Source organism: Kineococcus gynurae (assembly GCF_042433995.1).
GTDB classification, from domain to species: domain Bacteria; phylum Actinomycetota; class Actinomycetes; order Actinomycetales; family Kineococcaceae; genus Kineococcus; species Kineococcus gynurae.
The window spans coordinates 435,959-449,480 of sequence record NZ_JBHLUI010000008.1 but is presented as its reverse complement, the minus strand read 5'-3'; the positions used below and the strand labels follow the sequence as shown (position 1 = coordinate 449,480).

At 72.3% G+C, this 13,522-nt stretch carries 11 protein-coding genes; 6 read left to right on the top strand and 5 right to left on the bottom strand.

Annotated features, from left to right (window positions below; all coding sequences use genetic code 11):
- Positions 1 to 72: 72 nt before the first annotated feature.
- Together ACFFKU_RS08520 and ACFFKU_RS08515 are read right to left on the bottom strand one after the other, a co-directional pair.
- The gene (locus tag ACFFKU_RS08520; protein ID WP_380137164.1) at positions 73 to 1,056 is read right to left on the bottom strand and encodes an aldo/keto reductase; all 984 of its coding nucleotides are present in this window, start codon (positions 1,054 to 1,056) and stop codon (positions 73 to 75) included.
- On the bottom strand, positions 1,053 to 1,922 hold the full coding sequence (locus ACFFKU_RS08515) for an aldo/keto reductase (RefSeq protein ID WP_380137163.1): 870 nt from the start codon (positions 1,920 to 1,922) through the stop codon (positions 1,053 to 1,055). Before ACFFKU_RS08515 ends, ACFFKU_RS08520 begins: the two co-directional genes overlap by 4 nt.
- A gap of 75 nt (positions 1,923 to 1,997) precedes the next feature.
- Between ACFFKU_RS08515 and ACFFKU_RS08510 the strand changes: the two genes are divergently transcribed.
- Both ACFFKU_RS08510 and valS read left to right on the top strand, forming a co-directional pair.
- Complete coding sequence (locus tag ACFFKU_RS08510; RefSeq protein WP_380137162.1) at positions 1,998 to 2,888, top strand: LysR family transcriptional regulator; 891 nt, start codon at positions 1,998 to 2,000, stop codon at positions 2,886 to 2,888.
- A 60-nt stretch (positions 2,889 to 2,948) separates the two neighbouring features.
- Positions 2,949 to 5,600 (top strand): valine--tRNA ligase, encoded by a 2,652-nt coding sequence (gene valS, locus ACFFKU_RS08505; protein WP_380137160.1) that lies wholly within the window; start codon positions 2,949 to 2,951, stop codon positions 5,598 to 5,600.
- A gap of 51 nt (positions 5,601 to 5,651) precedes the next feature.
- On the opposite strand, the gene ACFFKU_RS08500 is transcribed toward valS, so the two are convergent.
- Entirely contained in the window at positions 5,652 to 6,728 is a 1,077-nt protein-coding gene (locus ACFFKU_RS08500; RefSeq protein WP_380137158.1) for an inositol-3-phosphate synthase, read from the bottom strand.
- Between the two features lie 146 nt (positions 6,729 to 6,874).
- Between ACFFKU_RS08500 and ACFFKU_RS08495 the strand changes: the two genes are divergently transcribed.
- From ACFFKU_RS08495 to ACFFKU_RS08480, 4 genes are all read left to right on the top strand, one after another.
- Positions 6,875 to 7,336, top strand: coding sequence for a MarR family winged helix-turn-helix transcriptional regulator (locus ACFFKU_RS08495; protein WP_380137156.1), 462 nt, complete (start codon positions 6,875 to 6,877; stop codon positions 7,334 to 7,336).
- Positions 7,337 to 7,485: 149 nt separating this feature from the next.
- Positions 7,486 to 7,911, top strand: a complete 426-nt coding sequence (locus ACFFKU_RS08490) for a MarR family winged helix-turn-helix transcriptional regulator (RefSeq protein WP_380137154.1) — start codon at positions 7,486 to 7,488, stop codon at positions 7,909 to 7,911.
- 86 nt (positions 7,912 to 7,997) lie between these two features.
- A complete protein-coding gene (locus tag ACFFKU_RS08485; RefSeq protein ID WP_490054857.1) occupies positions 7,998 to 10,376 on the top strand; it encodes an MFS transporter in 2,379 nt (792 codons plus the stop codon).
- Positions 10,373 to 11,218 carry a YceI family protein gene (locus ACFFKU_RS08480; RefSeq protein WP_380137151.1) on the top strand — a complete coding sequence of 282 codons (846 nt, stop codon included), beginning with the start codon at positions 10,373 to 10,375 and terminating at the stop codon, positions 11,216 to 11,218. Before ACFFKU_RS08485 ends, ACFFKU_RS08480 begins: the two co-directional genes overlap by 4 nt.
- Positions 11,219 to 11,306: 88 nt before the next feature.
- Here ACFFKU_RS08480 and clpX read toward each other — a convergent pair whose 3' ends face one another.
- Both clpX and ACFFKU_RS08470 read right to left on the bottom strand, forming a co-directional pair.
- Complete coding sequence (gene clpX, locus ACFFKU_RS08475) at positions 11,307 to 12,596, bottom strand: ATP-dependent Clp protease ATP-binding subunit ClpX (protein ID WP_380137150.1); 1,290 nt, start codon at positions 12,594 to 12,596, stop codon at positions 11,307 to 11,309.
- Between the two features lie 260 nt (positions 12,597 to 12,856).
- Positions 12,857 to 13,510: an ATP-dependent Clp protease proteolytic subunit gene (locus ACFFKU_RS08470; RefSeq protein WP_380137148.1), complete on the bottom strand. Its 654-nt coding sequence runs from the start codon at positions 13,508 to 13,510 to the stop codon at positions 12,857 to 12,859.
- Between the last annotated feature and the right edge of the window lie 12 nt (positions 13,511 to 13,522).

The window sequence follows — 13,522 nt, the reverse complement described above, 5'->3', positions numbered from 1 at the left end:
CTGCGGCCAGAATTCCTTGATCACGGGGGTGTAGGGCGTGGGGTGGGGGGGGTGGTCAGCGGGGGCGGGCGGTCAGGGGACGGTGTGGCCGGCGGCGCGGAACAGCTCGTACCACTGCGCCCGGGTGAGGCGCAGGTCCGAACCCTGGGCCGCGGCCCGGACCCGGTCGGGGTTGGTGGTGCCGAGGACGACCTGCATGCCCGCCGGGTGGCGGGTGATCCAGGCGGTGGCGACCGCGAGCGCCGGGACGTCGTACTCGGCGGCCAGCCGGTCGAGGACGGCGTTCAGCTCCGGGTACTTCGGGTTGTCGAGGAAGACCCCGTCGAAGAACCCGGCCTGGAACGGCGACCACGTCTGCACGGTGAGGTCGTTCAGCCGGCAGTAGTCCAGCGTCCCGACGTCGCGGGAGATCGACTGGTCCAGGCCGGTCATGTTCATCGCCACGCCCTGCGCGACGAGCGAGGCGTGGGTGATGGACAGCTGCAGCTGGTTGGCGACCAGCGGCTGACGCACCGAGCGCCTGAGCAGCTCGATCTGCGCGGGGGTGTGGTTGGAGACCCCGAAGTGGCGCACCTTGCCGGCCGCGTGCAGCTCGTCGAAGGCCCGGGCGACCTCGTCGGGTTCGACGAGGGCGTCGGGACGGTGCAGGAGCAGCACGTCGAGGTAGTCGGTGCGCAGCGCCCGCAGGGAGCCCTCGACGGCCTCGACGAGGTGCTCGTAGCTGTAGTCGAAGTAGGGTCCGCTGCCCGGGTCCCCGTCCTGGGGCGGGACGATCCCGGCCTTGCTCTGGATGATCACCTCGGCCCGTTCGGAGCTGCTCAGCGGGACGGCCTCGGCGAAGCGTTCCTCGCTGCGGTGCAACGCCCCGCCGTATACGTCGGCGTGGTCGAGGAAGGTGATGCCGGACTCGCGTGCCGCGGTCCAGAGGTCGCGGATCGCCCGGTCCTCGAGGTCGGCGATGCGCATGAGACCGAGGACGACGTTGGGGACCTGCAAGCCGCTGGACCCCAGCGCGACGCTGCGGACGGGGGTGGGGGTGGTCGGTGCGGTGCTCATGCGCGCGACAGCTCCTCGATCTCGGCGGGGGTGAGTTCCAGCTCGGCGGCGGCCGCGGAGTCGGTGATGCTCTGCGGGCGCGAGGAGCCCGGGATCGGGACGACGACGTCGGCCAGGGCCAGCTCCCAGGCCAGGGTCACCTGCTGCGGGGAGACCCCGCGGGCGTCGGCGACGGCCTGGAACGCCTGGTGGTTGCTGCCGAGGTCCGCGGCCTTGGAGATCCCGCCGAGCGGGCTCCAGGGCAGGAACGCGATGCCGTTCTCGGCGCAGTGCTGCAGCTCCTCCAGGCTGGAGCGGAAGGCCGGGGAGAACTGGTTCTGCACCGAGGCGAGCCGGCCCCCGAGCACCGCGTCGGCCTCGGCGATCTGGGCCACGGTGGCGTTGGAGATCCCGGCCAGGACGATGACGCCCTCGTCGAGGAGTTCCGCGAGCGCACCGACGGACTCCGCGTACGGGACGGCGGGGTCGGGTCGGTGGAACTGGTAGAGCCCGACGGCCTCGACCCCGAGGCGGCGCGCGGACTCCTTGGCGGCCCGCTTGAGGTGGGCCGGGTCGCCGTTCTGGGTCCAGGACCCGTCACCGGGGCGCAGGTGCCCGCCCTTGGTGGCGACGATCACGTCCCCGGAGCGGGGGTGTCCCTTGAGGGCCTCCGCGACGAGCTCCTCGTTGTGGCCGACGTCGTTCGCGTCGCGGTGGTAGGCGTCGGCGGTGTCGATCAGGGTGATGCCGGCCTCGAGGGCCGCGTGGATGGTGGCGATGGAGCGTTCCCGGTCGGGGCGGCCCTCGATGGACATCGGCATGGCGCCGAGTCCGATCGCGGACACCGACGGGGAGGACGGCTGGGATCCGAGGCGTCGTTGCTGCATGACCCCGACCCTAGGAACGCCGGGTTGAGAAGTCCAACGATTGATTCTCATGGGATTGAGAAGCAAGATGGATGCATGGACCTTCGACAGCTGGCCTATGTTGTCGCCCTGGCCGACGAGCGGCACTTCACCCGGGCCGCCGCGCTGAGCGGAGTCTCCCAGTCGGGCCTGTCGGCCGCGATCCGGACCTTGGAGACCGAGCTCGGCACCGAGCTGTTCCATCGCACCTCGCGGCGGGTGGAACCGACCCCGGCGGGCCTGGCCCTGCTGCCGCACGCGCGCGAGCTGCTGGCCCGGGCGGGGACCGCGCGCGACGCGGTGGTGCAGGCCACCCAGGCCCTGTCGGGGTCCCTGCGGGTCGGCGCCGAGCAGTGCCTCGGGCTGCTCGACGTGTCCTCCGCCCTCGAACGCTTCCACCGCCGCCACCCCGAGGTCGAGATCACCTTCCGGCAGGCCGGGTCGCACGCGCTGCTGGAGCTGGTCCGCGACGGCGAGCTCGACCTCGCCGTGGTCGCGACCACCGAGCACCTGGGGGCCCTGCCCCGCACCGAGGTCGGGCGCGAGCCGCTCATCCTGCTGACCCCGCCCGGGCACCCGCTCGCGGCCCGCGCCGAGGTCGGCTGGGACGACCTGGCCGACCGGGCCTTCATCGACGTGGACCCGAGCTGGGCCATGCGGACGGTCGCCGACGCCGCCTGCGCCGGGGCGGGGATCCACCGCCGGGTCCGGTTCACCGTGGGTGACGTGCACACGCTGCTCGACCTGATCGGGCGCGGACTGGGCACGGCGATCGTCCCGCGCCACGTCGGGCAGAAGCCGCAGGCCGCCGGACTCGGCCGGGTGGCCCTGCCGCCCGACGCCCCCGAGTGGGTCGTCTCGCTGGTCGTGGACCCGCGGGGGCGCAGCGCCCCCACCCGTCACCTGCTCGACCTGCTGGACCCGGGCGCGCTCGAGCCGACCGGCTGAGCCCGCCCGGCCCCGGGGAGGTGCGGCGGGAGGACCGGTGGTCTTTGCGATGATGACCCCATGCCCGACGCGAGTGCCCCGACGTTCACCCCGCCCCCCACCGCCCCGGGGGTCTCGGTCCCCGACCGTCCGACCGTGGACGGTCTGGAGGAGCGCTGGGCCGCCGCCTGGGCCGAGCAGGGCACCTACCGGTTCGACCGCACCGCCGAGCGGGGCGACATCTACTCCATCGACACCCCGCCGCCGACGGTGTCGGGCTCGCTGCACGTGGGCCACGTCTTCAGCTACACCCACACCGACGTCGTCGCCCGGTTCCAGCGGATGCGCGGGAAGTCCGTCTTCTACCCGATGGGCTGGGACGACAACGGGTTGCCGACCGAGCGGCGCGTGCAGAACTACTTCGGGGTGCGCTGCGACCCGAACCTGCCCTACGACCCGGGGTTCGTGCCGCCGGCGCAGGCACCCAAGAACGACCGCGACTTCCTGCAGATCTCCCGGCGGAACTTCGTCGAGCTCTGCGAACGGCTGACCGCCGAGGACGAGCAGGTCTTCGAGTCCCTGTGGCGCCGCCTCGGGCTCTCGGTCGACTGGTCGCACACCTACTCCACCATCTCCGCGACCGCCCGGGCCACGGCGCAGCGTGCGTTCCTGCGCAACCTCGCCCGCGGCGAGGCCTACGCGGCCGAGGCGCCCACGTTGTGGGACACCACGTTCCGGACCGCCGTCGCCCAGGCCGAGCTGGAGGACCGCGACCGTGAGGGCGCCTACCACCGCATCGGGTTCGCCCGCACCGAGGACCCGACGGGGGCCGGTCCGGTGTTCATCGAGACGACCCGTCCGGAACTGATCCCCGCCGTCGTGGCCCTGGTCGCCCACCCCGACGACGAGCGCTACCAGCCGTTGTTCGGCTCCACCGTCCGTTCGCCCTTGTTCGGCGTCGAGGTGCCGGTGCTGGCCCACCGCCTGGCGGAACCGGAGAAGGGTTCCGGCATCGCGATGATCTGCACCTTCGGCGACGTGACCGACGTGACCTGGTGGCGCGAGCTGCAGCTGCCCACGCGCGCCGTCATCGGCTTCGACGGCCGGCTGACCCGGGAGACGCCGGAGTGGATCGCCGGGGGTCCCGGCGCCACCCTCTGGGAGTCCCTGGCCGGTGCCACCGTGCACACGGCCAAGGAACGCATCGTCGCGGCCCTGGCCGAGTCGGGGGACCTGGTCGGCGAGCCCAAGAAGATCAGCCACCCGGTGAAGTTCTACGAGAAGGGTGACCGTCCCCTCGAGATCGTCACCACCCGGCAGTGGTATTTGCGCAACGGCGGGCGCGACGCCGGTCTGCGCGAGGAGCTGCTGGCCCGTGGGGCCGAGCTGCAGTGGTCGCCCGAGCACATGAAGCACCGCTACGACCACTGGGTCTCGGGGCTGAACGGCGACTGGCTCGTCTCGCGCCAGCGATTCTTCGGGGTCCCGTTCCCCGTCTGGTACCCGCTGGACGCCGACGGCAGCCCGGTCTTCGACGCGCCGATCCTGCCCGAGGAGTCGGCCCTGCCGGTGGACCCGGCCGCCGAGCCCGCCCCCGGTTTCGCGGAGACGTCGCGCGGCGTCCCCGGCGGGTTCACGGCCGACCCCGACGTGATGGACACGTGGGCGACGTCCTCGCTCACCCCCCAGCTCGCCGGCGGTTGGGAACGCGACGAGGACCTGTTCTCCCGGGTCTACCCGATGGACCTGCGTCCCCAGGGCCAGGACATCATCCGCACCTGGCTGTTCTCCACCGTCGTGCGCGCGCACCTGGAGAACGGTGGGTTGCCGTGGAGGCGGGCGGCGCTGTCGGGCTGGATCCTCGACCCGGACCGCAAGAAGATGTCGAAGTCCAAGGGCAACGTCGTCACCCCGCTGGGGTTGCTCGAGGAGTTCGGCTCCGACGCGGTCCGCTACTGGGCGGCGACCGCGCGCCTGGGCACCGACGCGGCCTTCGACACCGGGCAGATGAAGATCGGCCGACGGCTGGCGATGAAACTGCTCAACGCCTCGAAGTTCGTCCTGGGGCTGGGCGTCGAACGCGGGGACGTGGCCGACCCGACGGCCGTCACCCACCCTCTCGACGTGAGCGTGCTGACCGGCCTGGCCGGCGTCGTCCGCAGCGCCACCGAGGCGTTCGAGCGCTACGACCACGCGACCGCGCTGAACGTCACCGAACGGTTCTTCTGGACCTTCTGCGACGACTGGGTCGAACTGGTCAAGGACCGCGCCTACGCCACCCGGGGCGAGGAGGGCGCGGCCTCGGCCCGCGCGACCGCGGCCATCGCCCTGCGCACCCTGCTGCGGCTGCTGGCCCCGTTCCTGCCCTACGCCGCCGAGGAGGTCTGGTCCTGGTGGCAGGACGGGTCCGTGCACACCAGCGCGTGGCCGACCGTGGCCGACCTCGGCCCGGACCGCTCGGGCGAGGCCACGGGTGACGTCCTGGCCGCCGCCGGGGAGGTCCTCACGGTGCTGCGCAAGGTGAAGAGCGAGGCGAAGGTGTCGCAGAAGACGGCGCTCGGCGAGGCCGTGGTCAGCGGCCCCGCCGCCACGGTCCGGGCTGCCGCCGCGGCCGAGGACGACCTCCTCGCCGCCACCCGCGCGGCCTCGATCCGCTGGGTGGGGACGACCCCGTCCGACGGGGGCGAGAGCGGCGCCCTCACGGCGACGGCCGAGATCGCCGCGACGGACTGATCCGTCCCGAGCACCGCGCCCCCGGGAGACCGTCCCGGGGGCGCGCTGCGGTCAGCGTTCGATCTCGCCGCGGATGAACTCCTCCAGGCGGGCCCGGCCGGTCTCGTCGTCGCGCTGCTCGGGCGGGGACTTCATGAAGTAGGCCGAGGCCGACAGCAACGGTCCGCCGACCCCCCGGTCCAGCCCGATCTTGGCCGCGCGGATCGCGTCGATGATGACGCCCGCGGAGTTCGGGGAGTCCCACACCTCGAGCTTGTACTCGAGGTTGAGCGGGACCCCGCCGAACGCCTCGCCCTCGAGGCGGACGTAGGCCCACTTGCGGTCGTCGAGCCACTGCACGTAGTCGCTGGGCCCGATGTGGACGTTGCGCGACCCGAGGTCGGTCTGGACGTTGCTGGTGACGGCCTGGGTCTTGGAGATCTTCTTGGACTCCAGCCGGTCGCGCTCCAGCATGTTCTTGAAGTCCATGTTCCCGCCCACGTTGAGCTGGTAGGTCCGCTTCAGCGTGATGCCGCGGTCCTCCAGCAGTTTCGCCAGGACGCGGTGCGTGATGGTCGCCCCCACCTGGGACTTGATGTCGTCCCCGACGATGGGCAGCCCGGCGACCCGGAACCGTTCGGCCCACTCCGGGGTCCCGGCGATGAAGACGGGCAGGGCGTTGACGAAGGCGCAGCCGGCCTCGATCGCGCACCCGGCGTAGAACCGGGCCGCGTCCTCCGAACCCACCGGCAGGTAGCAGACGACCACCTCGGCGCGGGCCGCGCGCAGCGCCGCCACCACGTCGACCGGGTCGGCGGCGGACTCGGTGATGGTCTCGCGGTAGTAGCGCCCGAGGCCGTCCAGGGTCGGCCCCCGCTGCACCGTGATCCCCGTCGTCGGGACGTCGCAGATGCGGATCGTGTTGTTCTCGCTCGCCCCGATCGCGTCGGCGAGGTCGGTGCCGACCTTCTTGTCGTCGACGTCGAAGGCCGCGACGAACTCGACGTCGCCGACGTGGTGCTCGCCGAAACGGACGTGCATGAGGCCGGGGACGTGCTGGTCGTCCTCGGCGTCGGCGTAGAAGTGCACGCCCTGGACGAGGGAGGCGGCGCAGTTGCCGACCCCGACGATGGCCACGCGGATGCTCACAGATCAGCTCCTGGATCATGCCCGGGACCGGTGCGGTCCCGCGGTCGTCCCCCGGACGTTAGGGAGTCCGGGGCCCGGCGGACGACACGTGGATCATCTGGACCGGTCCATGTCGTGGCGGGCGTCGGAGGGGATACGGTCGGGCCATGTCGAGTGCTGCCCAGAAGCTCGAGAGCGAGCTCGCCGTCCTGCTGAGACGGTCGCGGGCCATCTCCCGTGACACGGCCCGGACGGTGCACCCGGACCTCGAGCCGGAGGCCTACAGCCTGCTGGTCCGCCTCGACGACGTGGGCGAGGCCCGCCCCTCCGACCTGGCGGCGTTCTTCGGCATCGGCAAACCGACGCTGAGCCGGCAGGTCCAGCTCCTCGAACGCCTCGGCCTCGTCGCCCGGGCGGCCGACCCCTCCGACGGGCGGGCGGTCCGGCTCATGCTGTCCCCGCTCGGCACCCAGCAGGTCCACGCGGCGCGCAAGGCCCGCCGGGACCGTCTGCACGACCTGCTGTCGTCGTGGACCACCGACGACATCGCGACCTTCGCGACGCTCCTCGGGCGGCTGAACGTCGCCATCCGGGCCACGGGCACGACCGCGGACGAGATCCCGCTCTGACCCACGGCTGACCGGCTCCCCTCCCGGTCTCCTTCCCTGCCCCGACGGCACCCTCCGCGACGTCGCGCTCTCCCCAACAAGTTGCATGGGGCAAGCACTGGTGACATAGTTGCTTGAGTACAGCAACCGCCCGTCCGGAGAGGACGCCCATGGCCTCCCCCGCAGTCTGCGCCGAGCTGGTGGACGTCCTCCCCCAGCTCATCCGTGCGCGTCGGACCATGACCGGCGACACCCCGAGCACCCTCGCCCTGCTCGGACTGACCGCCGTGCAGGGTCCGCTGAGCGTGTCCGACATCGCGGGCCGGCTGGGTCTGGACCTGTCCACGGTCAGCCGTCAGGTCGCCCAGCTGCGCAGCCAGGGACTGGTCCTGGTCGACCCCGACCCGCAGGACCGCCGCTCGCACCGCTGCTCCCCCACCCCCACCGGCCTCGACGTGCTCCGCGAGCACCGCCGGCACCTGGTCGACCGGTTGGCCGACCGGCTCCACGACTGGGACGACGCCGACGTGAGCGCCCTGACCACCCTGCTCGCCCGTTTCGCGAGCCCGGACCCCCGAGAACCGAGGAAGGCATGAGTTCCCCAGACGCCGCACCGGGCACCGTCCCCCTGCAGAAGACCCGCGCCGCGCACGTCGCGACCCCCGGTCCCGCCCCGACCACGATGAGCCACGCGCAGGTGCTGGAGGCCCTGTCGGGCCTGCTGCTGGGGATGTTCGTGGCGATCCTGTCCTCGACGGTGGTCTCCAACGCCCTGCCGACCATCGTCCCCGAGCTGGGCGGGTCGGAGTCGGGCTACACCTGGGTGGTGACCGCGGCGCTGCTCGCGACCACCATCTCGACCCCCATCTGGGGCAAGCTCTCCGACCTGTTCTCCAAGAAGCTCCTGGTGCAGATCGCCCTGGTGCTGTTCGTCGTGGCCTCGGCCGTCGCGGGGTTGTCGAACTCGATGGGCATGCTCATCACCACGCGCGTGTTCCAGGGGATCGGCGGCGGCGGGCTCATCGCGCTGGCCCAGGTCATCCTGGCCACGATGGTCAGCCCGCGCGAGCGCGGCCGGTACTCCGGTTACCTCGGGGCGACGTTCGCCCTCGCCACCGTCGGCGGCCCGCTCATCGGTGGGGTGCTGACCCAGCACCTCTCCTGGCACTGGTGCTTCTACGTCGGGATCCCGTTCGCGATCGCCGCGTTCTTCGTCCTGCAGTTCCGGCTGAAGCTGCCCGCCTCGCCGCCGCGCGAGGTCCACATCGACTACGCCGGAGCGACTCTGCTCGCGGCCGGCATCTCGGCCCTGCTGATCTGGGTCTCGCTGGCCGGGCACAACTTCGACTGGTGGTCCTGGCAGACCGGCGCCCTGGTCGGTGGGGGGATCCTCGTCCTCGCCGTCGCGGTGCTCGTCGAGAGCCGGTCGCCGGAACCCATCATCCCGCTGCGACTGTTCCGTTCCCGGACCGTGTCGCTGTCGGCCCTGGCCAGCCTGTTCGTCGGTATCGCGATGTTCGGCGCGACGATCTTCCTGAGCCAGTACTTCCAGGTCGCCCGGGGTGAGACCCCCACCATGGCCGGGCTGCTCACCATCCCGATGATCGTCGGGCTGTTCCTCTCCTCCACGATCGCCGGGCAGGTCATCACCCGCACCGGTCGGTGGAAGGCGTGGATCCTCTCCGGCGGCGTGCTGCTCACCGCGGGGCTCGGCCTCATGGGCACCGTGGAGTGGGACACCGAGTACTGGATCGTCGCCGTGTACATGGCCCTCGTCGGCCTCGGTGTCGGCATGATGATGCAGAACCTCGTGCTCGCGGTCCAGAACGTCACCGACCCCCGGGACCTGGGTTCGGCCAGCTCGCTGATCGCCTTCACCCGGACCCTCGGCGGGGCGATCGGGGTCTCGGCCCTGGGTGCGGTGCTGGCCCACCGCGTCGAGCACTACGCGGTGGAGGGGTTGCAGGCGGTGGGGGCACCGGCCGGCAGCCTCGACACCCGCGGTGTGCCGCAGGTGGGCACCCTGCCCGACGGCATCCGCGAGGTCGTGCAGTCGGCCTACGGCTCCGGCATCGCCGACGTCTTCCTCATCGCCGCCCCGTTCGCGCTGCTGGCCCTGGTGATCGCGGTCTTCTTCAAGGAGGTCGCCCTGCGCGGCACGACCGGCGCCGCCCCCGAGGACTCCGTGGCCGGCGACCCCGCGTCCCCGATCGCCGACGACGCCCCTGCGTCCCGGCGCAGCGACGCCGACCTGACGCTGTCCGGCACCGTCCGCCTCCCGGACTCCCGACCGTTGGCGGGGGCCGTGGTGACCCTGGCCGACCAGACCGGACGGCAGATGTCCCGCACGGCCACCGGGACCGAGGGCACCTACCGCCTGGGGTTGCCGACCGGCGGGACCTACCTGCTGATCGTCGCCGCCGCGCACGCGGCCCCCACTGCGCGCCTGGTCGCGGTCGGCAGCACCGACGTCGCCCTCGACGTCACCCTGTCGGGACGCTCGGCCATCACCGGCCGGGTGCTGGCCCGCCGTTCGGGGTCCGGCGACGGTCCGGACACCGAGGGGCTCGGGGGCGCGCTGGTGACGCTGACCGACGTCACCGGTGAGGTGATCGGGGCGGTCCGCACGGACGACGACGGCACCTACCACTTCGACAAGCTCATGGCGGGGGGTTACGTCCTGACCGCGCAGAGCGGGCGGCACCGTCCGGTCGCCAAGGGCATCGAGGTCCCCGAGGCCGGGGCCCTGGCCGCCGACCTGCAGCTCAGCGGCGGGGGCCGGCTCGACGGGACCGTCGTGGCCGCCAGCGACGGTCGGCGCCTCCCCGAGGCGACCGTCACCCTGCTCGACGTCGACGGGCAGGTCGTCGCGGCCGGTCGCTCCGACCAGGAGGGGCACTACGCCTTCGACGACCTCGCCGCGGGCCGCTACACCCTGACCGTGGCCGGGTACGCCCCCGTCGTCAGCACGGTGGACGTGCTCGAGGACACCGTCACCCGCGAGACCGTCGCCCTCGGCGAGGCCCGGCCGGAGCGGGCCGAGGTCGGGGCCGCCCGGTGAGCCCCACCCCCACGACCGGGACCACCGGGACGTCCCGCGCCACGGGGCGGATCCGGACCCGCGACGACTGGCCCGTCCCGGGGGCGGCGGTCACGCTGCTCTCGGTGGAGGGGCGCCAGCTCGCCCGGGCGACGACCGGGGCGGACGGCGGGTTCGACCTGGGCGCCGTCCCGGCCGGTCCGGCCACGCTGCTGCTGTCGGCGGCGGGACACGAACCGTCGGCCAGCGCGGTCGACGTCCCCGCCTCCGGGGGCTGGGCCCTGGGCGACCTGCGGTTGCGGCGGCAGGACGAGTCGGGGGTCGCCCCCGACCTGCCCGAACCGGGGGTGTGGGTCCTGGACGCGGCCCACTCCTCGGTGACCGCGACCGCCCACCACCTCGGGCTCGCCGCGGTGCACGGGCGGTTCAGCGATCTCGCCGGTGTCATCACCGTCGCCGACGAGATCACCGCGTCCCGGGTCGAGGTGTCCATCGCGGCGGCCTCGATCGACACCGGTCACGCCGATCGCGACGCGCACCTGCGCAGCGCCGACTTCCTCGACGTGGAGCACCACCCCCGGCTGACCTTCGTGGCGAGCGGGGTCCGCCGTGGGCCGGAGGGCTGGGTCCTGGACGGCGAGCTCACCCTGCTCGGCGTGACCCGTCCGGTGGCCCTCGCCCTCAGCTGCACCGGCGTCGGCCCCGACCCGTGGGGCGGGCGGCGGGCGGCGTTCACCGCCCGGACCGAGCTGCACCGCGACCAGTTCCGGATGAACTGGAACCAGGCCGTCGCGGTCGGGGTGGCCATGGTCGGCACCACCCTCAAGGTCGCGATCGACGTCGAGGCGGTCCGGCAGGCCTGACCTCCGCCCGCCGACGACGAAGGGCCCCGCGCTCGGTGCGCGGGGCCCTTCGTCGTCCGGTCTGCCGCCCTGGGGACGGCGGCCGGGATCAGGCGGACTTGTCGCGGCGCTCGCGCGTGGTCTTGCGCTGCGGCGACTCGCGCGGGACCAGGGTCGGGTTCACGTTCTTCAGCACGACCTCCCGGGTCACCACGACGCGCGCGATGTCATCACGGCTGGGCACGTCGAACATCACCGGGAGGAGCACCTCCTCGATGATCGCCCGCAGCCCCCGCGCCCCGGTGCCGCGCATGATCGCCTGGTCGGCGACGGCCTGCAGGGCGTCCTCGGTGAACTCCAGCTCGACCCCGTCGAGCTCGAACATGCGCATGTACTGCTTGGCCAGCGCGTTGCGGGGCTCGGTGAGGATCCGGACCAGGGCCTCCTGGTCGAGGTTGTCCACCGAGGTGATCACGGGGAGCCGGCCGATGAACTCCGGGATCAGCCCGAACTTCATCAGGTCCTCGGGCATGACGTCGCCGAGGGCCACCGCCCGTGCACCCGCGCTGCTGCGCAGCTGCGCCCCGAAGCCCAGCCCCTGCTTGCCGGCCCGGGCCTCGATGATCCGGTCGAGCCCGGCGAAGGCCCCACCCACGATGAACAGCACGTTCGTCGTGTCGATCTGGATGAACTCCTGGTGGGGATGCTTGCGGCCGCCCTGCGGGGGCACGCTCGCCGTGGTGCCCTCGAGGATCTTCAGCAGGGCCTGCTGGACCCCCTCGCCGGACACGTCACGGGTGATCGAAGGGTTCTCCGACTTGCGGGCGATCTTGTCGACCTCGTCGATGTAGATGATGCCCGTCTCGGCCTTCTTGACGTCGTAGTCGGCCGCCTGGATCAGCTTGAGCAGGATGTTCTCGACGTCCTCCCCGACGTAGCCGGCCTCGGTGAGGGCGGTCGCGTCGGCGATCGCGAACGGGACGTTCAACATCTTGGCCAGCGTCTGGGCCAGGTAGGTCTTGCCGCACCCGGTCGGACCGACCAGCAGGATGTTGGACTTGGAGATCTCGACGGCCTCGTCGCGTCCCTTGCCCGTGGGCTCGCCCACCTGGATGCGCTTGTAGTGGTTGTAGACGGCCACGGCCAGCGACTTCTTGGCCGAGGACTGCCCGATCACGTACTGGTCGAGGAAGTCGAAGATCTCCCGTGGCTTGGGGAGCTCGACCAGGCCCAGGTCGTTGGCCTCGGCCAGCTCCTCCTCGATGATCTCGTTGCAGAGGTCGATGCACTCGTCGCAGATGTACACGCCGGGGCCGGCGATGAGTTTCTTCACCTGCTTCTGGCTCTTGCCGCAGAACGAGCACTTCAGCAGGTCGCCACCGTCTCCGATGCGTGCCACGGACGAATCCCTTTCCTCGTGCTGCGCCGAACCGCCCCGTCGGGGCCACACCCTGGTGCGGCCCGCGTACCGCCACGAGCCTCCACGCTACCCCTCCGCCGGTGGGCGTCGGTGCCGATCGGGGCGGGGCCCGGGCGGGGCTGCACCCTCCGGGTCGACCATCATCGCACCCCGCCGCCGGGGCGCCCGCCGCGGACACCCCGGGGGCCGGTGCCGGACCGGCCCCGGGGCGTGACCCGCGTGAGGTCGGCGGGCGGTCGTCACCGGATGGTGACGGACGCCTTGCGGCTGACCAGCACCTCGTCGATGAGCCCGTACTCCGCGGCCTCGGCCGCGGTGAGGAACTTGTCGCGCTCGATGTCCTCGCGGACCTTCTCCACGTCACGCTTGGCGTGCAGGGCGAGCGTCTCCTCCAGCCAGGTCCGCATCCGCAGGATCTCGCGGGCCTGGATCTCCAGGTCGGAGGCCTGCCCGTAGTCCCCGCCGGCCATGGCCGGCTGGTGGATGAGGATGCGGGAGTTCGGCAGGGCGAAGCGCTTGCCCGGGGTCCCGGCGGCCAGCAGGACCGCGGCGGCGGAGGCGGCCTGGCCCATGCAGTACGTCTGGATGTCGGGACGGATGTACTGCATCGTGTCGTAGATCGCCGTGAGGGCGGTGAACGACCCCCCGGGGGAGTTGATGTACATGATGATGTCGCGCTCGGTGTCCTGGGACTCCAGCACGATCAGCTGGGCGATGATGTCGTCGGCCGAGGCGTCGTCCACCTGCACGCCGAGGAAGATGATGCGGTCCTCGAACAGCTTGGTGTACGGGTCGGACCGCTTCATCCCGTAGGACGTGCGCTCCTCGAACTGCGGCAGCACGTAGCGCGCCGACGGGGCGAGGGAGGTGTCGAAGCGGCTGCGCTGCTCCATGGACGGGGCTCC